At 65.2% G+C, this 24,013-nt stretch carries 22 protein-coding genes; 12 read left to right on the top strand and 10 right to left on the bottom strand.

Features of this window, described 5'->3' with window-relative positions; genetic code table 11:
• Nucleotides 1-144: 144 nt before the first annotated feature.
• Nucleotides 145-2,028, top strand: a complete 1,884-nt coding sequence (locus ACIPHN_RS09600; protein ID WP_400435591.1) for an AI-2E family transporter — start codon at nucleotides 145-147, stop codon at nucleotides 2,026-2,028.
• A 9-nt stretch (nucleotides 2,029-2,037) separates the two neighbouring features.
• Here the strand turns inward: ACIPHN_RS09600 and ACIPHN_RS09595 are convergent, their stop codons facing one another.
• Complete coding sequence (locus tag ACIPHN_RS09595; protein WP_400435589.1) at nucleotides 2,038-2,670, bottom strand: LysE family translocator; 633 nt, start codon at nucleotides 2,668-2,670, stop codon at nucleotides 2,038-2,040.
• Between the two features lie 124 nt (nucleotides 2,671-2,794).
• Here ACIPHN_RS09595 and ACIPHN_RS09590 point away from each other — a divergent pair, with 124 nt between their 5' ends.
• On the top strand, nucleotides 2,795-3,697 hold the full coding sequence (locus ACIPHN_RS09590; RefSeq protein ID WP_400435705.1) for a LysR substrate-binding domain-containing protein: 903 nt from the start codon (nucleotides 2,795-2,797) through the stop codon (nucleotides 3,695-3,697).
• Nucleotides 3,698-3,788: 91 nt separating this feature from the next.
• Here the strand turns inward: ACIPHN_RS09590 and ilvD are convergent, their stop codons facing one another.
• Nucleotides 3,789-5,651 carry a dihydroxy-acid dehydratase gene (gene ilvD / locus ACIPHN_RS09585; RefSeq protein ID WP_400435587.1) on the bottom strand — a complete coding sequence of 621 codons (1,863 nt, stop codon included), beginning with the start codon at nucleotides 5,649-5,651 and terminating at the stop codon, nucleotides 3,789-3,791.
• A 196-nt stretch (nucleotides 5,652-5,847) separates the two neighbouring features.
• Nucleotides 5,848-7,290, bottom strand: coding sequence for an MFS transporter (locus ACIPHN_RS09580; protein ID WP_400435586.1), 1,443 nt, complete (start codon nucleotides 7,288-7,290; stop codon nucleotides 5,848-5,850).
• 272 nt (nucleotides 7,291-7,562) lie between these two features.
• Here ACIPHN_RS09580 and ACIPHN_RS09575 point away from each other — a divergent pair, with 272 nt between their 5' ends.
• Nucleotides 7,563-8,516: a 2-hydroxyacid dehydrogenase gene (locus ACIPHN_RS09575; protein ID WP_400435584.1), complete on the top strand. Its 954-nt coding sequence runs from the start codon at nucleotides 7,563-7,565 to the stop codon at nucleotides 8,514-8,516.
• A gap of 69 nt (nucleotides 8,517-8,585) precedes the next feature.
• Nucleotides 8,586-9,494: a LysR family transcriptional regulator gene (locus tag ACIPHN_RS09570; RefSeq protein WP_400435582.1), complete on the top strand. Its 909-nt coding sequence runs from the start codon at nucleotides 8,586-8,588 to the stop codon at nucleotides 9,492-9,494.
• Between the two features lies 1 nt (nucleotide 9,495).
• On the opposite strand, the gene mntP is transcribed toward ACIPHN_RS09570, so the two are convergent.
• From mntP to ACIPHN_RS09555, 3 genes are all read right to left on the bottom strand, one after another.
• Entirely contained in the window at nucleotides 9,496-10,071 is a 576-nt protein-coding gene (mntP, locus tag ACIPHN_RS09565) for a manganese efflux pump MntP (RefSeq protein ID WP_400435581.1), read from the bottom strand.
• 297 nt (nucleotides 10,072-10,368) lie between these two features.
• Complete coding sequence (locus tag ACIPHN_RS09560; protein WP_400435579.1) at nucleotides 10,369-11,979, bottom strand: hypothetical protein; 1,611 nt, start codon at nucleotides 11,977-11,979, stop codon at nucleotides 10,369-10,371.
• A 103-nt stretch (nucleotides 11,980-12,082) separates the two neighbouring features.
• The gene (locus ACIPHN_RS09555) at nucleotides 12,083-12,994 is read right to left on the bottom strand and encodes a cation diffusion facilitator family transporter (protein ID WP_400435577.1); all 912 of its coding nucleotides are present in this window, start codon (nucleotides 12,992-12,994) and stop codon (nucleotides 12,083-12,085) included.
• Between the two features lie 287 nt (nucleotides 12,995-13,281).
• Between ACIPHN_RS09555 and ACIPHN_RS09550 the strand changes: the two genes are divergently transcribed.
• Both ACIPHN_RS09550 and ACIPHN_RS09545 read left to right on the top strand, forming a co-directional pair.
• On the top strand, nucleotides 13,282-14,919 hold the full coding sequence (locus ACIPHN_RS09550; RefSeq protein ID WP_400435575.1) for a DUF342 domain-containing protein: 1,638 nt from the start codon (nucleotides 13,282-13,284) through the stop codon (nucleotides 14,917-14,919).
• Between the two features lie 78 nt (nucleotides 14,920-14,997).
• Entirely contained in the window at nucleotides 14,998-15,396 is a 399-nt protein-coding gene (locus ACIPHN_RS09545; protein ID WP_400435573.1) for a hypothetical protein, read from the top strand.
• A 10-nt stretch (nucleotides 15,397-15,406) separates the two neighbouring features.
• Here the strand turns inward: ACIPHN_RS09545 and ACIPHN_RS09540 are convergent, their stop codons facing one another.
• On the bottom strand, nucleotides 15,407-16,255 hold the full coding sequence (locus ACIPHN_RS09540; RefSeq protein ID WP_400435571.1) for a LysR family transcriptional regulator: 849 nt from the start codon (nucleotides 16,253-16,255) through the stop codon (nucleotides 15,407-15,409).
• A gap of 124 nt (nucleotides 16,256-16,379) precedes the next feature.
• Here ACIPHN_RS09540 and ACIPHN_RS09535 point away from each other — a divergent pair, with 124 nt between their 5' ends.
• From ACIPHN_RS09535 to ACIPHN_RS09515, 5 genes are all read left to right on the top strand, one after another.
• The gene (locus tag ACIPHN_RS09535) at nucleotides 16,380-17,390 is read left to right on the top strand and encodes a bile acid:sodium symporter family protein (RefSeq protein ID WP_400435569.1); all 1,011 of its coding nucleotides are present in this window, start codon (nucleotides 16,380-16,382) and stop codon (nucleotides 17,388-17,390) included.
• A 129-nt stretch (nucleotides 17,391-17,519) separates the two neighbouring features.
• Nucleotides 17,520-17,891 (top strand): VOC family protein, encoded by a 372-nt coding sequence (locus tag ACIPHN_RS09530; protein ID WP_400435567.1) that lies wholly within the window; start codon nucleotides 17,520-17,522, stop codon nucleotides 17,889-17,891.
• 113 nt (nucleotides 17,892-18,004) lie between these two features.
• Nucleotides 18,005-18,715: a helix-turn-helix transcriptional regulator gene (locus ACIPHN_RS09525; protein WP_400435565.1), complete on the top strand. Its 711-nt coding sequence runs from the start codon at nucleotides 18,005-18,007 to the stop codon at nucleotides 18,713-18,715.
• A gap of 101 nt (nucleotides 18,716-18,816) precedes the next feature.
• Complete coding sequence (locus ACIPHN_RS09520) at nucleotides 18,817-19,239, top strand: DUF2325 domain-containing protein (RefSeq protein WP_400435564.1); 423 nt, start codon at nucleotides 18,817-18,819, stop codon at nucleotides 19,237-19,239.
• Nucleotides 19,240-19,374: 135 nt separating this feature from the next.
• Entirely contained in the window at nucleotides 19,375-19,887 is a 513-nt protein-coding gene (locus ACIPHN_RS09515; protein WP_400435562.1) for a hypothetical protein, read from the top strand.
• Between the two features lie 112 nt (nucleotides 19,888-19,999).
• On the opposite strand, the gene ACIPHN_RS09510 is transcribed toward ACIPHN_RS09515, so the two are convergent.
• From ACIPHN_RS09510 to ACIPHN_RS09500, 3 genes are all read right to left on the bottom strand, one after another.
• Nucleotides 20,000-20,842, bottom strand: coding sequence for a diguanylate cyclase (locus ACIPHN_RS09510; protein ID WP_400435560.1), 843 nt, complete (start codon nucleotides 20,840-20,842; stop codon nucleotides 20,000-20,002).
• Between the two features lie 180 nt (nucleotides 20,843-21,022).
• Nucleotides 21,023-22,591 (bottom strand): class I SAM-dependent methyltransferase, encoded by a 1,569-nt coding sequence (locus ACIPHN_RS09505; protein WP_400435559.1) that lies wholly within the window; start codon nucleotides 22,589-22,591, stop codon nucleotides 21,023-21,025.
• 39 nt (nucleotides 22,592-22,630) lie between these two features.
• Nucleotides 22,631-23,035: a nucleotide pyrophosphohydrolase gene (locus ACIPHN_RS09500; RefSeq protein WP_400435558.1), complete on the bottom strand. Its 405-nt coding sequence runs from the start codon at nucleotides 23,033-23,035 to the stop codon at nucleotides 22,631-22,633.
• Nucleotides 23,036-23,208: 173 nt separating this feature from the next.
• On the opposite strand from ACIPHN_RS09500, the gene ACIPHN_RS09495 reads away from it, so the two are divergent.
• Nucleotides 23,209-23,790, top strand: a complete 582-nt coding sequence (locus ACIPHN_RS09495; RefSeq protein ID WP_400435556.1) for an attG domain containing protein — start codon at nucleotides 23,209-23,211, stop codon at nucleotides 23,788-23,790.
• The last annotated feature ends 223 nt before the right edge of the window (nucleotides 23,791-24,013 follow it).

Below are 24,013 nucleotides of genomic sequence, written 5' to 3'. Positions count from 1 at the left end.
TTGACACCCCAAACGCCCAAACGGATCATCCCGCTCCAAAAAAAATGATCTGCTGGCGCGACCACGGCGGCTTCCGGGCCGCCTGCTGCCGCGCAGCAATTGCTATACTCGCCCTGCCCACGCCCACGCCCTTTCCCTCACGTCATGCAGACCATCAAGAAATCCACGCTATCCCGTTTCCATTCCGGCACCCTGCTGGGTGCCGCCGTCGTGCTGGGCATGCTGTACTTCGGCCGCGAAATCCTGGCGCCGCTGGCGGTGGCCGGCATTGCCAGCCTGATCCTGCTGCCCCTGGTCAGGAAGCTCGATGCCCTGGGCCTGAACCGCGCCGCCGCGGCACTGGTCTCGGTGCTGCTGGTGGGTTCCTGCATGGTGGCGCTGGCGGTGGTGCTGGCCTTCCAGCTGGTCAGCGTCACCCGTGACCTGCCGCAGTATCGCGACGCCATCCAGGACAAGGTGGAAGCGGTACGGGCCATGACCGAACGTCCCTTTGCCCGGCTGGAGGCCGAGCTGAGCGCCGTGATCCCGCAGGCCGCGCCCGCCGAGACGAGTGCGACACGCAATGGCAAGAAAGTCACCCACGCGGCCAGCGCCGTCCAGCCCGCCGTCACGGCGGCCCCCGCCGATGCCGGCATGACCGTGCGTGGCGCGATCCGGCGCCTGTTCTCGCTGGCCTGGGGACCGATCGGCCAGGCCGGCATCGTGCTGGTGCTGCTGGTGTTCATCCTGCTGGAGCAGGAGTCATTGCGCGAGCGCGTCATCCGCCTGGCCGGCCTCACCGAGATGAGCCGCACCATGCAGGCGCTGGGTGATGCGGCCGAGGGGGTGTCGCGCTTCTTCTTCTCGCAGTTCCTGGTCAATGTGGTGTTCGGCCTGATCATGGGCAGCGTGCTGGGCCTGGCCGGCATTCCCCACGCGGTGCTGTGGGGCACGCTGTGCGGCGTGCTGCGCTTCGTGCCTTACCTGGGCGCGCTGGCGTCGGGACTGATGGTCTCCATCTTCATCGCCGCCATCGATCCGGGCTGGTGGCTGGCGCTGTCCTTCCTGGCCTTCTACCTCTGCCTGGAAGTGGTGGTGGCCAACTTCATCGAGCCGCGCGTCTATGGTCACAGCTCGGGCCTGTCGCCCCTGGCGGTGATCGTCTCGGCGCTGTTCTGGGGCAGCCTGTGGGGGCCGATCGGGCTGCTGCTCTCGACGCCGCTGACACTGTGCCTGGTGGTGGCCGGCCGCCACGTGGCCGCGCTGGAACCGATCAGCATCCTGCTGGGCGAGGCGCCAGACATGAGCCATGCCGAGCGCTTCTACCAGCGTGCGCTGGCCGGCGAATCCGAAGCCATCATCCGCGCCGCCCGCACCCATCTGCAAAAGCAGAGCTTTGCCAAATACTGCGACCAGATCCTCTTGCCGGGACTCGCGCTGGCGGCAGTCGACCTGCGTCATGGCCGTATCGAAGGGGCGCAGCAGACGCGGCTCTTGAACACCATCTCGCAACTCACCGAGACCCTGATGCAAAGCCCCGGTGCGCCCAGGAGCCTGCGTCGCCGCCGCGACGTGCCGCTGCTCAACAGTGGCGTGGGTGCTCACCTGCGTGCCTTGCGCATGGAGCGGCTGGGTCGCTGGCAGGGTTCGCTGGATGTGCCGCAAGGCTCGGTGGTGCTGTGCTGCGGCCTGAGCCAGGAGCGCGATGACCTGCTCAGCGAATTGCTGGTACATGCCCTGCGCGTGAACGGCATCGACGCCCGCAGCATCAGCCTGGACCAGCAGGAGGAACGGCCCGACACCAGCAAGGCCGAGCTGGTCTCCATCGTCTTCCTGGTCTATCCGACACGAGAACGCCTGCCAGCCTGGCAAGACACCGTCACGCTGCTGCGCGAGAACCTGCCGCAGGCGTTGCTGGTGAGCATCCGCCCGCCGCTGGGCGACGAGGAAGTCCCGGCCGCGGGCGTCAAGAACCAGGTCGACATGCTGCTGTCGTCCTTCGAGGAAGGGCTGGCCTTTGCTGCCACCCATGCCCGTCCGGCACGCTAGGCATGGCCTTCAGCGCGCCAGCATCTCGAACAGCGCCAGCGCGATCAGCAAGACACCACAGATCCGGTTGACCAGCGGCAGGCTGCGCCGGAACCGGCTGCACACCTGTGGAAAGGACAGCAGCCAGCCCAGGCTGCTATACCACACCACGGCGCAGGCACCGACGGTAAAGACCATGACCGTCACCGTCGCGCCACTGGCACTGGCCGGCGCCACATTGGACAGGAAGGCGCAGTAGTACATCAGCGACTTGGGATTGACGATGTTCAATGCCACGCCTTGCCGGAAGGCCCCGGCCTGGTTGCCCCCGGCATCGGATGGTGCTGCCGGCGGCAGCACCGCCGCCCGCATCAGCAGGCGGCTGCCGAACCACAACAGGTAGACACTGCCCAGCAAGCGCAGCCAGACACCCAGCCACGGATGACGCGCCATCAGCGCACCGGCCCCGACAATCCCGACCACCGCCCAGAGACAGTTGACCAGCGCAAAGCCGCATGACATGCCGACGGCTTCGCGCCGCGACGCGCCCAGCGCCTTGTTGGTGATGGCGACGAAGTTGGCGCCGGGGATGGCCACGCCGATGGCGCTGGCCGAGAGCACGGCCGCGATGGCGGTCCAGTCCAGGAGGGGAGCTGCGTTCATGAAGAGAGGCGATTGAAAGAGATTGGAAGCGGGAGCGCTACTGTCACGCAGTGCCGCTGATAAGTAAATTCCGATTAGAATCACAGCGTGATACGGATTAACTATCAACGACCATGCAATGACCATGATCAATTTCCGCTTGCTGAAACAGCTCTGGCTATTCGTTGCCGTGGCCGAAGAGCAGCACTTTGGCCGCGCCGCCCGCCGCCTCGGGATGTCGCAACCGCCCCTGACCGAGCAGATCCAGATACTGGAACAAGCCCTGAAGGTGCAGCTCTTCGAGCGCTCGCGCCAGGGCACGCGCCTGACGCCCATCGGCGCGGCCATCCTGCCGGCGGTGCAGAAGTTCGTCGGTCAGATGGCCCAGCTCGAACGCAGCGTGGAAGAAGCCGTGCGCGGCAGCGCCGGTGTGCTCACCATCGGCGCGGTCAACTCGGCCATGATGGATGTGGTGCCGCCCATCATCGCCGCACTCGGCAAGAGTGCCCCGGGCCTGACGGTGAGCGTGCGCGAGATCGATAGCGTGGAAGCGGTCCCGGCGCTGCTGGCCGGCGATATCGACCTGGCCTTCGCCCGCCTGGAAGGTCCGCCCGACGCACGCATCGCCCGCCTGCCGCTGGCCGAGAGCGCACTGGTGGTGGCCCTGCCCCTGCACCACCCCATGGCCGGCAAGCGCAGCATCGGCCTGAAGTCCCTCGGGGCGGAGCCCTTCGTCATGTTCGAACGACGCTACAGCCCGCAGTACTTCGACCACCTCATGGCGACCTGCCGCGCCCAGGGTTTCGAGCCACGCGTGCTGCACGAGGTACGCTCGATCGCCGCCCAGTTGGCCTTCGTCGGCTGCGGCCAGGGCGTGGCCCTGGTGCCGGCCAGCATGCGCAGGATGGCGCCGGCCAGCGTGGTATTGCGTCCCTTGCGCGAAAAACTGATGGTCACCACGGCCACCGCGGCCTGGCATGGCGAGCGCGTGCATCCCATGCTGCAGGCAGCACTGGACGCCATCAGCGCACATCACGGCCCACGCTGAAGGTCAGCGCGAACGACCAGCGCAAACGACCAGCGCGGACGAAAAAAAACCCGCTTGCGCGGGTTTTTTTCTTACCTGGTCAACGCCCCGATCAGCGCTTCAGTTGCGACAGGTCGCGCACCGCGCCACGATCGGCCGAGGTGGTCAGCGCCGCGTAGGCTTGCAGTGCCTGCGACACCACGCGCTGGCGGTTGCCCGGCTGCCAGGCTGCCTCGCCACGCGCGTCCATGGCGGCACGGCGCTGGGCCAGGTCGTCACCGGAGATGCGCAGGTTGATGGTGCGGTTGGGGATGTCGATGTCGATCAGGTCACCTTCTTCGACCAGGCCGATGGCGCCGCCTTCGGCCGCTTCCGGCGAGGCATGGCCGATCACCAGACCCGAGGAGCCGCCCGAGAAGCGGCCATCGGTGAACAGGGCGCAAGCCTTGCCCAGGCCCTTGGACTTGATGTACGAGGTCGGGTACAGCATCTCCTGCATGCCGGGGCCGCCCTTGGGGCCTTCGTAACGCACGATGACCACGTCACCAGCCTTGACCTTGTCACCCAGGATGCCTTCGACGGCGGCGTCCTGGCTCTCGAACACACGTGCGGTGCCGGAGAACTTGAGGATGCTTTCATCCACGCCTGCAGTCTTGACGATGCAACCCTTCTCGGCGATGTTGCCGTACAGGACCGCCAGGCCGCCGTCTTGCGAGTAGGCGTGCTCGATGTCGCGGATGCAGCCGTTGGTGCGATCCAGGTCGCTGGTCTCGAAGCGCTCTTCCTGCGAGAACGCGGTCTGGGTCGGCACGCCGCCGGGTGCAGCGCGGAACAGCTTGTGCACGGCCGGATCGCTGGAGACGCGGATGTCGTATTTCTCGATGGCTTCAGCCAGGGTCTTGCTGTGCACGGTCGGACGCGAGGTGTCCAGCAGGCCGGCGCGCGCCAGCTCGCCCAGGATGGAGATGATGCCGCCGGCGCGGTGCACGTCTTCGATGTGGTACTTGTTGGTCATCGGCGCGACCTTGCACAGGCAGGGCACCTTGCGCGAGATGCGGTCGATGTCGGCCATGGTGAATTCCACCTTGGCTTCGTGCGCTGCGGCCAGCAGGTGCAGCACGGTGTTGGTGGAGCCGCCCATGGAGACGTCCAGGGTCATGGCGTTTTCCCAGGTGGCCTTGGTGGCGATGTTGCGCGGCAGGATGGAGTAGTCGTCCTGCTCGTAGTGGCGCCGGGCCAATTCGACGATCACGCGACCGGCACGCAGGAACAGTTCCTTGCGGTCGGCGTGCGTCGCCAGGATGGTGCCATTGCCCGGCAGCGACAGGCCCAGCACTTCGGTCAGGCAGTTCATCGAGTTGGCGGTGAACATGCCCGAGCAGGAACCGCAGGTCGGACAGGCCGAGCGTTCCACTTCGGCCACGTCGGCATCCGAGATGTTCTTGTCGCCGGCCTGGATCATGGCGTCGACCAGGTCCAGCTTGATGACCTTCTTGTCGGCGTTGACGGTCTTGATGACCTTGCCGGCTTCCATCGGGCCACCGGAGACGAAGACCACGGGGATGTTCAGGCGCATGGCGGCCATCAGCATGCCCGGGGTGATCTTGTCGCAGTTGGAGATGCACACCATGGCGTCGGCACAGTGGGCGTTGACCATGTATTCGACCGAGTCGGCGATCAGGTCGCGCGAGGGCAGCGAGTACAGCATGCCGTCGTGGCCCATGGCGATGCCGTCATCGACGGCGATGGTGTTGAATTCCTTGGCCACGCCACCGGCGGCCTCGATCTCGCGCGCCACCAGCTGGCCCAGGTCCTTCAGGTGGACGTGGCCGGGCACGAACTGGGTGAAGGAGTTCACCACGGCAATGATGGGCTTGTCGAAGTCACCATCCTTCATGCCGGTGGCGCGCCACAGGGCACGTGCGCCGGCCATGTTGCGGCCTTGAGTGGTGGTATGGGAACGGTAGGTCGGCATGGTGGGTGTCTCCTCAGGGGCTGCTTTGGGAAATGGGAACAAAATCGGACGATAAGAGTGCCCCTGGCTCTACCATTTGTCCAATATATAATTCAATGCGAATTAATATCTTTAAGATATTAATCGCCATAAAAAGAAAGGCCCGCGCGATGGCGGGCCGATCTCTCCTGGCGCAAGCCAGCGTGGCAGCGCCGGCCTAGTCGGCCTCCCCCGCCTTCCTCACCGTGATCGGTTCCACCACGCTCAGGAGCAGCACCAGGCACAGCAGCGAGGTGCCGACCATGTAGAGGAAGACACTGGTCCAGTCATAACGGTCCAGCAGCATGCCCACCGCCAGCGGGGCGCAGGCGCCGCCGATCTGGCCCAGCGAATTGACGATGCCGAAGGCGGTCGGGTAGGTGGACTTGGTGGCCAGCCCCATCGGATAGGCGGAGTAGCCGGCAAAGCCGATGCCCAGTGCCAGGCCCGAGAGCATCAGCAGCGCGCCCAGGTAGGCGACGTTGTCCGGGGCCTCCACCAGCAGCAGCGTCATCGCCGCCGTACCCAGCGCGCCCAGCAGCATCATGGGCTTGCGACGACCGCCCAGCAGCCGGTCGGAAATCACCCCGCCCAGCATGTTGCCGGCCACCGCGCCGATGAAGGGGGCCGAGGCCAGGAAGCCCATCTTGACCGAGGCAAAGCCCTTGACCGTGACCAGATAGGTCGGCATCCACGACATGAAGATGTTGGCGATGCCGATCATGCAGCCATAGCCCAGGGCCACGCCGATCACGTTCCAGGAGGTGAAGACCTGGCGCAGGGTTTCCAGGCGCGGCACGCGGCGGGTGCGGTTGATGCCGTCCAGCCAGGGCATGGCCGTGACCTGGGCGCCGGTGGCGGGCTTGCTGCCGGCCGTGGCGACCGGCGCGACCGGCTCCTGGTTGATGTAGGCGCGCTCGGCATCGTTGCAGAAACGGTTACCGGCCGGCGAATTGGTCACCAGGAACATCCACAGGATCGCCAGCAATACGCCCGGCACGGCAAAGACATAGAAGATCTCGCGCCAGCCCCACAGCTGGATGACCACGATGCACACCGTCGGCACGATCAGCGGCCCCAGCTTGGAGGCGGCGATCCACAGGCCGGTGGCGGTGCCCTTTTCCTCGGGCGGGAACCAGCGGTTGATGACATTGGTGCAGCCGATGCCCAGCGGGCCTTCCGACAGCCCCAGGCCGACCCGGTACAGCTGCAGCAGCAGTACCGAGGAGGTCGTCCCCATCAGGCCGGTGAAGAGCGAGGTCAGCAGCATGAATACCGAGAACAGCAGGCCGGTGGTCTTTTCACCCAGGCGCTTGTACATCAGGCCCACCGGGATCTGCACGAAGCCGTAGGCAAAGGAAAACAGGCTCACGATCAGGCCGGCCTCGGTATTGCTGATGCCATATTCCTTCTTCATGTAGGGCAAGGCGATACCGAAATTGGCACGGTCGGCGCAGGCCACCGCCCAGATCAGGAAGATCAGCCCCATCACGACCCAGCGATAGCGGGTCGGTTTCTGCTGCAGGGCGGCGGCGTTGGCCGGGCGGACAGCGGCACTGGCGGGGGCACTTGCGGGGGCGTGGCGGCTGCCGGGCGGGCCGGCGGCGTCGACTTGGCTCATCGTTTGTCTCCATGGTATGGGGCTGGCTTTGTTGTGTTTCCCTCAAGGGGATATTGGGCAGCCGATGCCGGGCATCATGGCCGCGCCCACTGGCCGCGTCCAATCCTTTATGGCTATCAGATGATGTGCGGATTGAATCGATGGGGAGCCCATGTTGCTTCAATTCGTGAATCGATTTCCTGTATCAATTGATAGTCTTTTGGGATTGGACGTGCTGCCCGATTGACCGCATCATCCGCCGGCATTGCCATCGACAGACAAGGAGTCCTTCCATGAAACGCCACGTGTTGCAGCTCAATCCCATCCTGGTCCCGGCCATCAACGACAAGCTGGAAAGCCTGTACCACATGCACCGGCTGTTCGAGCAGGAGGACAAGGATGCCTATATCGCCCGCCATGGTGCGGTCATCGAAGGCGTCATCACCGGCGGCCATACCGGCATCAGCAATGTGCTCATGGATAGCCTGCCGGCGCTCAAAGTCGTCGCCGTCAATGGCGTGGGCACCGATGCGGTGGACCTGAACCACGCCCGCAGCAAGGGCTTGCCGGTCACCGGCACCTTTGGTGCGCTTACCGAGGACGTGGCCGACCTGGCCATCGGCCTGATGCTCACCGTGTTGCGCCAGATCTGCCCGGGCCATGCCTTCGTGCAGCGCGGCGACTGGGTGCGCCATCCCAATCCGGGCGCCATTCCCCTGTCGCGCCGCCTGAGCGGCCGCCGCGTGGGCATCGTTGGCATGGGCAAGGTGGGACGCGCCATCGCCCAGCGCGCTGCCGCCTTCGGCTGCCCGATCGCCTATACCGACCTGCGCGCCATGGACGACCTGCCGCACCGCTTCGTGCCGGAACTGCTGCAACTGGCACGCGAGAGCGACGTGCTGGTGCTGGCCGCCGCTGCCGATCGCGCGCAGGGCATCGTCAACGCCGCCGTGCTCGATGCCCTGGGCAGCGAAGGCGTACTCATCAATATCGCCCGCGGCAAGCTGGTAGTGGAAAGCGACCTGGTCGATGCGCTCACACGCGGCGTCATCGCCGGCGCCGGCCTGGATGTCTTCGTCGATGAACCCCATGTGCCGGCCGCGCTGCTGACGATGGACCAGGTGGTCCTGCAGGCACACCGCGCCAGCGCCACTGTGGAGTCGCGCACGGCCATGGGCGAGATGGTGCTGGCCAGCCTGGCGCAAGGCCTGGCCGGCCAACGTCCGGACGGCAGTCTCACCACCTGACGCCAGCCACTGCGGCACGGGGGCCGCACATGCCTATAATGCAGGCGCCCCCTTACTTGCGATCTCCTCATGCTCGACCTGGCCCAAGTCCGCTGTTTCGTGGTTGCCGCGACCGAACTCAATTTCCGTCGCGCAGCCGCCCTGCTCAACATGACCCAGCCGCCGCTGTCGCGGCAGATCCACCTGCTGGAACACAAACTGGGCGTGCAATTGTTCGAACGCGTGGGCCGCACGGTGCGGCTCACCACCGAGGGCCGGGTGTTCCTGGCCGATGCCTCGCGCCTGCTGCAATTGTCCGAGCAGGCCGAGAGCACGGTGCGCCGTGCCAGCCAGGGCAAGACCGGACGGGTGCGCGTGGGCTTCACCGGCGCGGCCGGCTATGAACTGATTCCCGAATTGCTGATGCAGGCGCGCCGGCAATTGCCGGAGATCGATGTGGTGCTCTTCGAGCTGATCTCGGTGGCGCAGCTGGAAGCCTTCAGCGCCAATACCATCGATATCGGTTTCCTGCGCCCGCTGGCCTCGCGCCAGCCGCTGGAGATGACGATGGTGGACGACGAGCCGCTGGTGCTGGCCCTGCCCCTGGGACATGCCCTGGCCCAGCATGCGCAGATCGCCACGCAGCAGCTCGATGGCCAGGCCTTCATCATGCACTCTCCCACCCACGGCAAGTATTTCTATGACCGCATCATGGCCATGCTGGGTGCGGCCGATGTCAAACCCGACTTCACCCAGTACATCGACCAGAGTCCCACCATCCTCTCGCTGGTGCGCGCCGGGCTGGGCGTGGGTATCCTGCCGGCCTCGGCGCAGCGCTTCCATTACGACCGGGTGGAATTCCGCCCGCTGGCCGGCGATGCACCGCGTGCCGAGATGGGCATGGCCTGGCGCGGCGACCAGGACAATCCGGCCGTGACGGCCTTTCGCCTGATGGCGGCCGACTATTGCGCGGCGCGCGCCAGCACACCGCGCGACTGAATCAACCGCCGACGCGGCTCATGTGTTCGTAGAGGATGGCCGCGCCCACGCCGATCAGCACCACACCGCCCAGGATCTCGGCGCGCTTGCCGATGATGCCGCCCAGCACGCGACCGACCATCACGCCGATGGTGACCATGGTGGTGGTGGCCAGGCCGATCAGCAAGGCCGCTTCGAGGATATTGACGTCGATGAAGGCCAGGCCCACACCCACGGCCATGGCGTCGATGCTGGTGGCCACGGCGGTCAGGGCCAGCATCAGCACCGATTGCTTCTGCGGGCCGGCCTCGGCCTCTTCCTCCTCCTCGCTGCAGCCTTCGCGGATCATGCGCAGGCCCAGGACCAGCAGGAGCACGAAGGCGATCCAGTGATCCCATTGCGCCACCCACTTGGTCGCCACGGAACCGGCGAACCAGCCGATCAGGGGGGTGATGGCTTCGATCACGCCGAACAGCAGGCCGATGCGCAGGGCTTGCAGGAAGCGCGGTTTCTGCATGGCGGCGCCCTTGCCGATGGCTGCCGCAAAGGCGTCAGTGGACATCGCAAGCGCGAGGAGAACGAGAGCGGGGAAATTCATGAACGGGGTTCCTTGGCCGGGCGAAGTCCATGGACGCAACTGCGCGCCCAGCCTGGCCGCAGGAACGTCTATGGTCTCGCCTACCTATTGGCTACCCGCGCCACGGCAATACGTTGCCGAGAATGTTGACACGGGCTCTTCCGGTGGACCCGGAAGCTGGCTACTCCCCAAAGAGAAGCCCGGATTTTAAACGATAGCGGGCGGGCTGTACAAGTTGCAGGAAGGAATGTGGCAAGTCGACGACGCAGCGATACGATACGTATCGATTTACCGCCATGTCGTCCCGGCCCGCCGCTGCTAGCTGCCGACTATCTGCGTGCCATGCGCACGCACGGCCGTCGGATCGCCCTGCAGCAGGCCCATGGTCCCGATCTGCGCCATCAGCTGGCGTTGGCGGGAGCCACCATCACCATCGCCAGCGCGCGCGTCCCGGCCATCCTGCAACTGGGCCGAGAAGTCGCGCACGATCTGCGCCTGCAACGGCGTGTCGGTCGTGCTGACCAGGTCACCCATCACATACTTGCTGACCTTGGCATCCTGGCTGGCCGACTGCCTCACCTGCGCCTGCACCAGATAGCCCAGGTGGTAGCCGATATCGACCTGGCTGCTGGCCTGGTCATTGATCTGGTGATAGGTGTAGTTCTGGGACTGGCGCGTGGTATCCAGCTTCAGCGGCAGGTCCGGCTGCAGGGACTCGTGGTAGGAGGCCTTGAGCGTGGAACTGCTCTGCTGCGAGATGGCGCGATTGGCCTGGCTGGCGCCGGAAAGGCTGGTGTGCTGCGAGACCTGGTAGTCGAAACCGTCGACCTCGTCATGGTGCAGGGGATTGGGCGCGGACGTCGCCCCGGTGATCGAGGCCGTGAAGTCGGCCAGTCCCGAGAGCATGCTGCGGTCATCGCTGCTGGCCGAGAGCAGCGGCGCCGGGCTGGCGCTGGCCGCACTGGCAACACCGGCAGGCGTGGCACTGCCATTGAGTTGCGAGAAGGCATCCTTGAACAGCGAGGTGAGTCCGCCATCGGCATGCCCCCGGCTGGCAGCGCTGTCGAACTGCTGCAGGTAGCTGGCGATGGCACGCTGGCGCTGGTCGGCGCTGCCGGTGATGGCATCCTTGCCGGCATCGACTTGCACCTTCATGCTGCCGGCCGTATTGCTCAGTGCCACGCTGCGCTGGCTGGCATCGGCGTGGAACTGCACGCTGGTGCCACCGGACAGACTGGCCTTGAGATCGATGGAGGCCAGCTTGCTGCTGTCGAACTGGGTCAGGCCGGACAGCGACAGCGTGGGCGGTTGCCCGGCCAGGCCCTGCACGGCGGCCTCGAAGGCATCGCCCAGCTGGCCCAGGGCCGCGCGCTCGTCATCGGTGAGCTTGCCTGCCGTCAGCTTGACGTCGACCGCCACGCCATCGCTATTGGACGACAGGCTCAACTCGACCTGCGCGCCCGAGGCCGTCTTGACCGAAAGGCTCACAGCATTGCTGCCGAAGTGATGCAACTGGTCGCGCAGGATCGCCTGGACGCCGCTGCTGCCCTGACGGGCTTGGTCCGACACCAGTACCGATTGTGAATAGGCGGCATTGTCCGGACCCAGCAGGGTGGCCTGGTCCATCATGGCCCGGCCCAGGCCCTTCCAGCGCGAGCCCAGGTCGCCGGCACTGGCGTCGGCGGCCATGCGGGTGGAAATGGCATCGGTCTGCGGGGCTTCCCAGATGGCGCGTGGCAGCGAGGACGTGCCATCCAGCAGGCCCGAGGACGAATACAGGGCAAGGGAGGGCGACGCGGCCTGCCCCAGCGACGTGGTGGTGCTGGCTGTGGGCGTAGCCGTGACAGCCGCCGGCGACGAGGCCGCAGAAGATGAGGACGCCGGCGTCACATAGGTCGGTACCGACAGCAGCGGTGCAAGAGTGGTCATGGGCGCAAGACAACAAAGCAGGGATAGCGCCTCTAACGGCTGGTCCCGGCAAAGCTTTAGCTCAACGCACGCCCCGTGTCGACACGCTGCGTCTCACCGCCAACTAGTGCGGCGGATGCCCGACCGGATCGACGTGGGTCATCACGTCCAGCACGGGGTGCGCATCCAGCACCCGCTGGCGCGCGGCGGTGGCGATGGCGTGTCCTTCGGTGACGGTGATCTCGCCGTCGATTTCCAGGTGCACGTCCACCAGTGTCATGTCGCCCATGCGACGCGTGCGCAGGTCGTGCAGGCCCTGCACGCCGGGCGTGGTCATCAGGGTGGTGCGGATGGCCAGGGTTTCCTCGGTCGAGACGGCGCGGTCCATCAGGTCGTTGAGCGCGCTCCAGAAAAATCCCCAGCCGGTGCGCGACACCATCAGGCCCACCACGGCGGCGGCCACCGGATCGAGCAGCGTGAAGCCGGCCAGGTTGCCCACGATGCCCAGCGCCACCACCAGTGAGGAGGCCGCGTCGGAACGGGCATGCCAGGCATTGGCCACCAGCAGGCTGGAACGCACGCGCTGGGCAATGCGCAGCATGTAGCGGAACAGCAGTTCCTTGGACAGCAGGGCCACCAGGGCCACCCACAGCGCCGCCACATGGACCGGCGGCGTATGACCATAGTCCTGGATCTTGTGGGCGGCCGTGACCAGCATGCCGATGCCAACTGCCAGCAGCAGTGCGCCCAGCGCCAGCGAGGCCGCTGTCTCGTAACGCTGGTGGCCGTACTGGTGGTCTTCGTCGGCCTGCTTGCGACTATGGTGGCCGGCCAGCAGCACGACGAAATCCGACACCAGATCGGTGAGCGAATGGATGCCATCGGCAATCAATGCCTGCGAGCCCGTGAACAGGCCCGCGGTGATCTGCAACAACACCAGCACGATGTTGACCACGATGCTGACCAGGGTGCTGATGCGGCCAGCCCGATGACGTGCATCGTCATCCTTGAAATCGTCTATTTGGGTACTTAACATAAAAATAACTTTAAGAGCCTAATCTAGAGCATTTGACGGCAAACCTTGTGCAATAGAAGAAATTGCTGGATCATCCTGCCACATCACAATGTCAGCCGTATGTCGCCAGGGGGGGCTATGGTCGATGATTTCGTCCGTGTGTGCAAACTTTCAACCCTGTACGGCGTGGCGGGTTGACCACGCCAGCACCGCAACTCTCCCCCGCGCATGAACATCACCGCCTGCAGCAGCGCGCGGGATGAAACCGGTGTCTCCGGTGCAGCAATTCATCGAGGTCGAGGATCAGCATGAACCAAGCAACCCCGCAACCGTTGTCGTTTGCGTTCGACAGGGCCAGCGGCGAACTGAGCGCAACCTTTACGCCGACGGCCGGATTCCCGCCGCTGACGCTGGCCTTCCTGAAGCAGGCCATGGCCGATCATGGACTGACCAAACTGTTTTTCCAGGATTCCATTCTCAATGGCTTCGTGCGCAAGGCCGAAGATGCCAAGGAGAGCGTGACCCAGGTCATCGCCGAACGCCGCGATGGCGAGTTTTCCCTGGAGGTGGCCGACGACCTCATGACCGCATCGCTGACCCTGGTACCGCCTTACGCGGGCCGCGCCAAGAGCGTGGAGGTGGTCAATGCGATCCGTGCCGCTGGCATTACCTACGGCATCCTGCATGAGCAATTGCGCGCGGCGCTGTCGGCCGGTTTCTGCAACAAGCTGGTGGTGGCCCAGGGCCTCATGCCCACGCCTGCCGAGCCGGCCCGTTTCGACAGCCTGCTGGAAGAAAAGGAAGAAGAGCTCTCCGATATCGACGAGGATGCCGTGGTCTCCTATGCCGACATGGCGCACATCCTGCTGGTCTCGGTGGGTGATCCGCTGATGCGTCGCGTGCCGCCGGTGCCGGGCAAGGATGGCATCGATATCCGTGGAGGCAAGGTACCGGCACGTCCCGTCGCCGATGTCACCTTCGCCAAGGAAAGCATCGGCGCCGAACCCAGTCCCGACGATCCGGACCTGCTGATCGCGATGGTGCCGGGCCAGCCTACCCTGATCAAGAATGGCGTGAAGGTCAATCCGGTCATCGATGTGGAAAACGTCGATCTCTCCACCGGCAACCTCACCTTCGAAGGCACCGTGCGTGTCTCCGGCGACGTGCTCACCGGCATGAAGATGCATGTGGGCGGCGACGTGGTCGTCAACGGCACCGTCGAAGCCGCCGAGATCGTGGCCGGCGGCAATGTGGTGGTCAAGGGCGGGGTGATCGGCCATAGCGAAGGCGTGACCGCGCAGGCCGGTACCACGGCCATCGCCTCGCGCATCAGCTCGCAGAAATCGGTGCAGGTGATGTTCGCCGAGAGCGCCCATATCGAGGCCGCCGAGAATATCCTCGTGCTGGGCAATGCGCGCCACTGTGAACTGCTGGCCGGTGACGAGATCACGGTCGGCAAGGGCAACCCGCGCACCGGCCACATCATCGGCGGACGCGTCGAAGCCACCAACATCATCCGCGCCAATGTCATCGGCGCCGCGACCACCACCCATACCCGCGTGCAGGTCGGCCTGGATCCCTACCTGGAAGAGAAGATCGCCATCAAGGAACAGGAGTACACCCGCAAGGTGGCCGAGCTGGACCGCACCATCAAGCAGCAAAGCTACTACAAGCTCAATCCCGAGAAGGCCACGCCGGAAATCCTCTTCGAGACCAGCGACAAGCGCAAGGCGCTGGCCTACGAGGTCAAGGTGCTGCTGGAAGAAGTCAGCCAGATGAAGGAAGGCATGGTCGCCGCCGAGGATGCCCGCATCATCGTCGCCAAGGCCGTCTACGAAGGCACGGAATTGCGTATCGGTCATGAAGCCTGGCCGGTGCAGTCCGACCTGGCCGGCGGAACGGCGCAACTGTTCGAAGGCGATATCCGCTACAACCCGAAGAAGTGAGGCTGCGGCTTCGCTGTGGATAAGTCATCCTGCGCCCCAGGGGATGGACTTATCCACACCCCACCCCGACAAGCTCCCATGCAAGATACCCTCCCCCGCCCCGATCTGGACCAGTTGCGCGCACTGGCCCGGCAAAGCGCCGCCATCACGCAGGACTGCAATTGCCGCAGCGTCGACAGCAGCGGCTGGATCAGCCTGCCGCTGTCGCTGCCGGAAACCCAGCTGGCCGATATCGCCACGCTCATCGTCGATCCCTACGACGAACCGACCTTCACCGAATACCATCCCGACGGCACCCGCTATGCCTCGCCGGAGGCACCCATCGCGCCGGCCTGGTATCCCTACAATCGCTGCAACATCGCCCGCTGCCAGCAATGCGGACGCCATCTGCTGCGCTACATGGAAGCCGGCGGCTATTTCGTCGACCGCCGCATCCGCGCGCTGGACCGGCCGGAGCTGGTGGTGGACGCCGCCTGAGCGCAGCGGATCAGCCGCGACTGAGGCGGCTGGCCATCAGGATCTGATACAGCGTATCGGCCGGGCGTGACAGTCGTCGCGCCGTCAGCGCCACATATTCCACATCAGGCAGGCGCGGCAGCGCCGCAAGATTGACCGGCGGCACCAGGTCACGCGAGCCCAGGTGCTGCGGCAGGGCCGCCAGGCCCAGGCCGCCGCGCGCCGCCGCCATGCAGCCGGCATGACTGCCGCTGGTGCAGACGATGCGCCAGTGATGGCCGGACTTGCCCAGCGCCTGCAGGGTGGCTGCGCGGGTGATGCTGGGTTCGGGCAGGAGGATCAGCGGCAAGGGCTCGGACAGGTCGACCAGGGTATCGGGACGCGTGAGCCACTGCATCGGGGTGGAAAACATGCTGTGACCGCGCGCCTCGCCGGCGCGTCGCTTGCCGACCAGCAGGTCCAGCTTGCCCTGGTCCAGCGAGGCATAGAGCTCATTGGTGAGGCCGATGGTGATCTCCAGCTCCACTTCCGGGTGCTGGCTGCGAAAGGCTGCCAGCATGTCTGGCAGCGGCCCCATGGCGAGGTCGTCGGAGGTGCCGAAACGCACCCGCCCGCGCAGGCGCGGCGCGCTGAACTGGGCCTCGGCACGGGCATGCGCCTGCAGGATCAGACGGGCATGCACCAGCAGGCTCTCGCCATCGGCGGTCAGTGCCAGCGAGTGGGTATCGCGCACGAACAGGCGCCGCCCCAGGCTCTCTTCAAGCCGGCGGATGTGGTCGCTGACGCTGGATTGCGTCAGGCCGAGCTGGCGCCCGGCCTCGGTGAAACTGGCCGAGGCGGCGGCGGTGGTGAAGGTCTGCAACCAGACAGGATTGAGCATGCGGGCATTATCATCGGCTTTTCCGATGGCAGTCAACGTGATCAAAGGGGTTCCCGATGGCCGTGGCTTTTCCTATCATCTGGACAAAGCCATCCTCCATCCTCCATCGTCTCCACTGCAGATCATGAACCGCTTCCTTCCCGACCGTTTCACCCAGTTGCTCATCGGCACCGTGCTGCTGGCCACCCTGTTCCCGGCCACCGGGGCTTTCGAGCAATTCATGCACGTGGCCAGCAACGTGGCCATCTCGCTGCTGTTCTTCCTGCACGGTGCCAAGCTCTCGCGCGAGGCGGCGCTGTCGGGTCTCAAGCAACCCCGGCTGCACCTGCTGACGCTGGCCTCGACCTTCGTCCTGTTCCCGCTGCTGGGCCTGGCCCTGAAGAGTGTCGCCCCCGGCCTGCTGACGCCGCAATTGTGGATGGGCGTGCTGTTCGTCTGTACGCTCTCCTCCACCGTGCAATCCTCCATCGGCTTCACTTCGATTGCGCGCGGCAACGTGCCAGCCGCCATCTGTGGCGCCACCGCCTCCAACCTGCTGGGCATCCTGATCACGCCGCTCCTGGTGACGCTGCTGCTGCACCGTCATCACGAGGGCAATGGCCTCTCGCAGGTGCTGAGCATCCTGCTGCAACTGCTGCTGCCCTTCGTGCTGGGCAACGTGCTGCGTCCCTGGATCGGCGCCTGGATCAATCGCCACAAGGTGATCGTCAACGTGGTCGATCGCGGCGGTATCCTGCTCTCGGTCTATGCCGCCTTCAGCGCTGCCGTCGCACAGGGCATCTGGCACCTGTTCCCGCCTGCCCAGCTGGCCGTGCTGGTGCTGGTCAATGCGGTGTTGCTGGGTGCGGTGCTGCTCATCACCACCTATGGCGCCAGGGCGCTGAAGATGCCGCTGGGCGACGAGATCGTGCTGGTGTTCTGCGGCTCCAAGAAATCGCTGGCCTCGGGCATTCCCATCGCCTCGGTGCTGTTTGCCGGCAGTGGCGCGGCCGTGGTGCTGCTGCCCATCATGCTGTTCCACCAGATGCAGCTCATGCTGTGCGCGGTGCTGGCACGCCGTTACGCCGCCCGCCAGGACCATACCGACGCCCAGCCTCAGCAGCAGCAGGCTGGGGCCCTGGCCTCGGGACGCTGAGGCTAGCTCCTTCTTTTTCTCCCGGCGCGAGGGCTACTGACACCACGTTGTCAGTAGCCCTCGCGCATGATGCCGTCCATGCCACAGGGCATGCACCCTCCATCAACCCGAGAGAAAAGGAAGAACACCATGCAAACCCAAGTCAACTGGTTCGAGATCGCCACCAAGGACCTGCAACGCGCCACCCGCTTCTACGAAAACGTCTTCGCCACCACGCTGCGCCAGGAGACCGTCTCCGAAGGCATGCCGCTGGCCATCTTCATGCGTGACAACGGCCAGTCCTCCGGCTGCCTGACCGGTGGCAACTGGATCGAGCCCTCGACGCAGGGCACCCTGGTCTATCTCGATGCCGGCCCCTCCATCCAGGTCCTGTTGGACCGGGTCGAGGCCGCCGGTGGCAAGATCGCCATGGAACGCACCCAGCTGCCCAAGGATATCGGCTACATCGCCCAGTTCATCGATACCGAAGGCAATCGCGTGGCGCTGCATGCGATGAACTGACACGATCCCCACCCAGCGGCGGCGGCCATGCATTGCACAGCAGCATCAAAGTCTGTGGCGACCCCGCCGCATGCATGCCAGAATGGCGCGCATCTTTTCCCTGCCCAGCTGCCATGCGTCGAGCCGACCGCCTGTTCCAGATCACCCAGTACCTGCGCGGACGCCGCCTCACCACTGCACGCCAGCTGGCCCAGTGGCTGGCGGTGTCCGAGCGCACGGTCTACCGCGATATCCGCGACCTGTCGCTGTCGGGCGTGCCGGTCGATGGCGAGGCCGGCGTGGGCTATCGCATCAAGCCAGGTTTCGACCTGCCGCCGCTGATGTTCAATGCCGATGAAATCGACGCCCTGGTGATCGGCATGCGCATGGTGCAGGCCTGGGGCGGCCCGCAGCTGGGCGCCTCGGCGGCCTCGGCGCTGGCCAAGGTGGTGCTGGCACTGCCCAAGGAAAAGCGCGATTTCGTCGAGGCCACGCCGCTGTTTGCGCCTGCCGTCGAGGATGACTGCGGGCAGGGCGAACGACTGGAAGCCATCCGCCAGGCCATCGGCAGCCGCCACAAGCTGCGGCTGGACTACTGCGATGCCCAGCAGCGCAGCACCCGGCGCGTGGTCTGGCCGCTGGCGCTGGCCTTCTTCGGTGGCACCTGGATGGTGGCTGCCTGGTGCGAGACGCGCGAGGATTTCCGCTCCTTCCGGCTGGACCGGGTCCAGCAGATGAGCGAAGAGGGGCATTATCCCGACCGCAACGGTCGCCGCCTGCCTGACTTCGTGCGCGCCATGCGGCGCCAGTCCGGCAAGCGGAGCGAGGCCCGCAACGGCGGCTGAACGCACACGCGAAAAGCGCATATCAAGCTGCGGATTGATTCGTTCGCGCCGGCAGGCGAAGGGTTTAGGCTAGGTTCGTCATCTACTCAAGCCCCCTGCCCATGCGACCTGCCACCTCCGCGCGTGCCGCTGCCACGCCCCCTGCTCCCGCTGCCGTTTCGCTGGCCGACCGCTGTGTGCTGTGCGTGGGCGGCCTGACTGGCGCGCGCAATCACTATCGCGCCGAGATCGAGACCCGTGACGGCCGTTTCCTTCATCACGATGGCGGGCGGGAAGACAATCTGCACCGTCTCACACCGATGCTGGCGGCGGCTGACATCGTCATCTGCGCCTCCGGCAACATCAGCCACAACGCCTACCACCTGGTCAAGAGCACCTGCAAGAAGCTGGGCAAGCCCTGCGTGCTGGTCAAGGGCACGGGGATTGCATCCTTCCTCGATGGGCTGGGCCACCTGGCGCAGCAGGACAACGTACACAGCGGTCCGTCGGCGCGCGGCGACCGCGTGATCCGGCGCAACCGGTGAGAATCCGGCTGCAAAAAAACATGCTGATTGGAAAAATAAGCAAAAGCCCCCTACAATCGACTCCCTGGCCTCTATTGCCTGCAACAGCTGGCCGCACCGACAACTTGCCCGCCGGGCAATCTCCTGGGAGTCCGCTTGAACATCGTACGTCGCCTGGCCACGAGCCTGCCGGCGCTAGTACTGGCCGTTTCGGCCAGCGTCGCACCGACCGCGCAAGCGGCCCCTCCGCAACCCCAGCCCGGCTTCGGCATTGAGGTCGGCAATGCCTTGCTGTGCCTGAACCAGCTCAACAGCAAGTATTTCTTCGACTACCTCTCGGCCGCCTTCGGCCCGCCCTACAAGACCGAGGGCGGGGCCTACTGGTTCAAGGCCACCAACATCACGCTGTGGGGCATGCAGGCGACCGACTTCCTGGTCAACGACAGCAGCAGCCAGGCCGATTTCATCGGTGCCTATTTCAAGACCACGCCGGTCAAGCTCACCGATGCCATCAAGGACGCGCTGGGCATCCGCTTCACACCCGAAGACGATTCGGCCTATCCGATGCGGCAATCGCAGGCGGGCAGCAAGGTCGTCTACAACGATACCAATGCCAAGATGTATTGCGCCAAATCCAAGTACCTGGTGCCGGGGCCGGATCAGCCCTGATCTGATCTGAACTGAGCCACGCCCTGCCCCATGAAAAATGCCGTCCGGCTTGCACCGGACGGCATTGTCGTTTCTGCCTGCGCACAGGCTGGCGCAGGGGGCAGGCTCGGGCCTATGCCGCGGATTTCCTGACGTCGTCCACGGTACGGATGCAATCACGCCCACCCGCCCTGGCCAGCTCCAGTGCCTGCTCCGACTCGCGCAGCACGGTATCGGGTTCATCGACCTGACGCTGCGGCGTGATCGAGGAGATACCGATGCTGATGGTCACGCGACCGGTCGGGCTGGCGCTGTGGGCGATGTCGAGCAGCTCGATGGACTTGCGGATACGCTCGGCCACGATCAGGGCGCCTTCCAGCTTGGAGCCAGGCAGCAGGACCGCGATTTCCTGGGTACCGAAGCGTGAGAGCAGGTCTTCCGGACGCACGTTGGTATCGCGGATGGCGCTGCCCACGCGGCGCAGCACCTTGTCGCCGGCCATGCGGCCATACAGCTCGTTGTATTGGTCGAAACGATCGATGTCGATCATGATGATCGCCAGCGACAGGTTGGTACGGGCCGCGCGGTTGAATTCTTCCTGCAGGCCACGCTCGAACTGGCGGCGATTGGCCAGGCCGGTCAGGGCGTCTTCCAGGCCCACGCGCGACAGGGTCTTTTCCATTTCTTCCAGGTGCTGGCGGGCATCGTCACGCTCATCGACCAGTTGTATGCGCTCCTGCTGCAGGCTGGCCAGGCTGGACTCCAGCGCCGACAAGGGGTGCAGCAGGGTGCGCAACAGCCCCCAGGACAGCACCGCCGACAGCAACACCAGGACCACGGCAGTGATGACCAGACCTTGCGGCGCGCCCCCCGAGGAAGACAGCTCCGCCTCCGCAGTCAGCACCACGGCAGTCAGAAGCACGACGGCCGCAGTGGCCAGCGTCAGGCGGGTATGGAGTTTCTGTGACAGTGACATAGGCTGGAAACCGACTTTCCTTTGGCTAGATATTTCGGGCGAGGGCAGGAAGAAGCTGGGCAAACGCCGGGCGTGACAATGACGCCCGGCAATACCGGACACGCGAAATCCTACAGGCTCAGGCCCGGTGATGCAATGCACACTTGCGCCGCCGGGCGCCGCAAGGCCCGTGCCGGGTGCTCAGGCCACCTGCAAGGCACGCAGCAGAGGCAGGCGGGTGCGGGCAAACAGACGGGCCTGGGTGGCCAGCTCGGCCAGGTTCTCGGCCTCGCCTTCGAGCCGCACGCCCTCGCGCACCAGGCGCTTGCCCTGGGCGGCGATATGGCGCCAGACCTGGGCTGGCCAGGCATCGATATCGTCGCCGCAGTCCTGGCGGGCCAGCAGGAACAGTTGCTCGATGCGATCGACCCGTACCCCTCCGCCTGTGACCGGACTGACCAGGTGGCCGATATCCCCAGCGTCGGCCACCGGCAATGGCAGCGCGGCGCGCTGCAGCAGGTAGGCGTTGAGCGCGTCGGTACGTCGCGCCACCTGCGCGCGCGTGGCGGCATCGGCCTCGGCCGGCAAGGGCGCGGCATGCCCGGTGCCGATCAGCATGAGCACCGAATCGAGTACCTGCCCCAGGTTCAGGTTGCGATGCGCCAGCGAGGCGGCCAGGTCCACCAGGGTATGGGGCTGGTAGTCCGAGAGTGCCTGCAGGATGGGATCGTAGATCAGGCGGTTGAGGGTGATCTCGGAGGCCACGTTCTGGATCGTCAGCGGTACCTTGTCAGGCTCGGTCAGCAGCACCACGCTTTGCAGCGCCAGTGCCTGGACCCGCTGGCGCTCATCCAGGACTTGCGCGCCGCGTACCCAATAATCACGCCGGAACTGCTGGTTGACCATGAAGTCGCGCACGCTCTGCAGCAGCACCGGGTCATCGATCTCCTGTATCAGCTGGCGTTGCGCCGGCGTCAGGTTGGCCATGTCCAGGTGATCGGCATAGTGCGAGGAACAGGCGAACTGCAAGCCCGCCCGCGCCAGCTGGCGATGCATGTCGGCAAAGGACTCGGCATGCCAGTCGCGATTGAAGTACTCGTGGGCCAGGTAGCTGTGGCTTTGCTGCTGCAGGAGCTTGAGGCGGTCGCGCATGAACGGGTTGGCCTGGGCATAGACCGGGTCAGCCTCGAACATGCGCGCGGCAAAAGCCAGCGCGGCATCGATGCGCGCGGCCGTGGGCAGGCCCTGTTCCTCGTTGCCGGCCTGCTGGGTGTGCTGGACCAGCAGGTCACGCAGGGGCATGAAGGCCGACCAGCCCGGCTGGGTGTTGTAACTGATGTAGAGCACGCCACCCGGCTTGAGCTTGCGGTCGATGAAATCGAAGATGACGGCGCGGTTCTCCTGCGACACCCAGCTCCAGATGCCATGCAGGGCGATGAAATCGAAATCGGGCAGGTCGTCGCGGCGACAGAAGCGCGAGAAACTGGAGTCCTCCATCTGCGCACCGCTGCCGCTGGCAGCGGCCAGCTCCTGGGCGAAGGCGGCCTGGTGCGGATTGAAGTCGTTGCCCCACCAGCGCACGGCCGAGGCGGCCGCATGGAAGTTGGTCGACAGGCCCTGGCCGAAGCCCAGCTCGCAGGCCGTCTGCACCGCCGGCGCCTGCAGGCCGTGGAAAGCAAAGGCCAGCGGCAGGCGCGCCGGATTCATGCCCGGGTAGTAGCCATAGGTATAGGCGATATCGACGACGTAACCGTCATTCCAGTTGTTCAAGTCGGACTCCCGCGACAAGGATGGGCGTTGGTTGAAATGTCAGTTCTTGCCATCACTGCCGCTTTGCGCTTGTGCAGTGGCTAGTGCGGTGTATTTGTGAGAATTGCCGCGCGCCAGTTCGACCGGATACTTGCGGCGATTCAACTCCATCTTCTCCAGCACGGCGCTGCGCAGGTCCACGCCGGTATGATCGGCCAGCTGGATCAGGTAGACCAGCACATCGGCCATCTCATGCCGGATGCCCTCGCGGGCGGCGTCGTCGAGTTCGGCATCGGCGCCGGTGGGCAGCCACTGGAAATGCTCCACCAGTTCCGCCACCTCCACCGACAGCGCCATCGCCAGGTTCTTGGGCGTGTGGAAGCGCAGCCAGTCACGCTCGCTGGAAAAAACGCGAATCAGCTCACGCAGTTCATGGAGATCAGAGGCGGGATGAGAAGCAGTCATGGCGATGGAGCAGTGGGTTCAGATCTGTGGTCGGGTTCCCACTTTATCACCAACCCACACGGGGGCTGGCGACAAGCTTGATCTGGGACAGGTTACAAATGCGAGGATTGATGCACAATGTGATGACCAACTGCGACATGTTGCCGACCATGATGACACTCCTGCGCTCTCCGTTGCGTTCTCTCGCGAAGCTTCCCCTCCTGCTGGCGCTCACGCTGCCGGTGCTGCTGGGGGCCTGCGATCGCACGGTCGACAAGCAGCTGTCCGACTACGACGCGGCACAGACCACCCTGGGTGTGACGCCCAAGCAATTCGCGGCACGCTTCAACGAGCGGCTGCGCGTGGTACTCACCGAGATGAATGTCGACGAGCCTGAGCACATGGCCCGTCTTTACATGCTCGATCCCGAGCGCCTGCATCCCGGTCAATACGAGTACGTGCTCGACACCAAGGTCGGCCCGGCCCAGACCACGCTCATCGGCACCCTCAACAAGAAGGGAGAGCTGCGCAACGTCGGCGTGATGCTGACCAACAAGACGCCTGGCGCGCGCGAGGAATTCCTGGTCTGTGCCGTCAGCGCGGCGCGCAGTTTCATCTCCAGCGGCGAAGACAAGCTCTTGCCGCTGATCACGCGGCTCACCTCGGTGGCCCTGGACAATCCCGGACAACGCATGACCGAAGTCGTGGCCGACCAGTTGCTGTCGGTGGAGCTGGTGCCGCAAGGCGTGCTGTTCCAGGTACAGCCGCGGCAATAACCGGCAGCAATAACCAGCGGCAATATTTTCCGCGCGTCACCCCGCGCGACCCAGCAGGCGTGGTTTGCAACCCGCTTCCGATCGACGTATGCACTACCAGCCAGGATGACTGGCCCGACCGCTGGCCAGAGCACGCACCTTTCGCCTTTTCTTCACCGATGTAGACATCCACGGCAAGCCGCAGGATGACTTGCCATTCACACAGGTTGTGGCAACTCGGGAA

This window comes from Herbaspirillum sp. NPDC087042 (assembly GCF_044745245.1).
In the GTDB taxonomy this organism is placed as follows: Bacteria; Pseudomonadota; Gammaproteobacteria; order Burkholderiales; family Burkholderiaceae_D; genus Herbaspirillum.
Note: the sequence above shows the minus strand (reverse complement) of the source record. Positions and strands in the feature narration are given on the sequence as shown.

Coding starts and splice junctions, on each gene's coding strand:
- ACIPHN_RS09600 (WP_400435591.1), top strand. CDS start 145: ATGCAGACCATCAAGAAATCCACGCTATCCCGTTTCCATTCCGGCACC.
- ACIPHN_RS09595 (WP_400435589.1), bottom strand. CDS start 2,670: ATGAACGCAGCTCCCCTCCTGGACTGGACCGCCATCGCGGCCGTGCTC.
- ACIPHN_RS09590 (WP_400435705.1), top strand. CDS start 2,795: ATGATCAATTTCCGCTTGCTGAAACAGCTCTGGCTATTCGTTGCCGTG.
- ilvD (WP_400435587.1), bottom strand. CDS start 5,651: ATGCCGACCTACCGTTCCCATACCACCACTCAAGGCCGCAACATGGCC.
- ACIPHN_RS09580 (WP_400435586.1), bottom strand. CDS start 7,290: ATGAGCCAAGTCGACGCCGCCGGCCCGCCCGGCAGCCGCCACGCCCCC.
- ACIPHN_RS09575 (WP_400435584.1), top strand. CDS start 7,563: ATGAAACGCCACGTGTTGCAGCTCAATCCCATCCTGGTCCCGGCCATC.
- ACIPHN_RS09570 (WP_400435582.1), top strand. CDS start 8,586: ATGCTCGACCTGGCCCAAGTCCGCTGTTTCGTGGTTGCCGCGACCGAA.
- mntP (WP_400435581.1), bottom strand. CDS start 10,071: ATGAATTTCCCCGCTCTCGTTCTCCTCGCGCTTGCGATGTCCACTGAC.
- ACIPHN_RS09560 (WP_400435579.1), bottom strand. CDS start 11,979: ATGACCACTCTTGCACCGCTGCTGTCGGTACCGACCTATGTGACGCCG.
- ACIPHN_RS09555 (WP_400435577.1), bottom strand. CDS start 12,994: ATGTTAAGTACCCAAATAGACGATTTCAAGGATGACGATGCACGTCAT.
- ACIPHN_RS09550 (WP_400435575.1), top strand. CDS start 13,282: ATGAACCAAGCAACCCCGCAACCGTTGTCGTTTGCGTTCGACAGGGCC.
- ACIPHN_RS09545 (WP_400435573.1), top strand. CDS start 14,998: ATGCAAGATACCCTCCCCCGCCCCGATCTGGACCAGTTGCGCGCACTG.
- ACIPHN_RS09540 (WP_400435571.1), bottom strand. CDS start 16,255: ATGCTCAATCCTGTCTGGTTGCAGACCTTCACCACCGCCGCCGCCTCG.
- ACIPHN_RS09535 (WP_400435569.1), top strand. CDS start 16,380: ATGAACCGCTTCCTTCCCGACCGTTTCACCCAGTTGCTCATCGGCACC.
- ACIPHN_RS09530 (WP_400435567.1), top strand. CDS start 17,520: ATGCAAACCCAAGTCAACTGGTTCGAGATCGCCACCAAGGACCTGCAA.
- ACIPHN_RS09525 (WP_400435565.1), top strand. CDS start 18,005: ATGCGTCGAGCCGACCGCCTGTTCCAGATCACCCAGTACCTGCGCGGA.
- ACIPHN_RS09520 (WP_400435564.1), top strand. CDS start 18,817: ATGCGACCTGCCACCTCCGCGCGTGCCGCTGCCACGCCCCCTGCTCCC.
- ACIPHN_RS09510 (WP_400435560.1), bottom strand. CDS start 20,842: ATGTCACTGTCACAGAAACTCCATACCCGCCTGACGCTGGCCACTGCG.
- ACIPHN_RS09500 (WP_400435558.1), bottom strand. CDS start 23,035: ATGACTGCTTCTCATCCCGCCTCTGATCTCCATGAACTGCGTGAGCTG.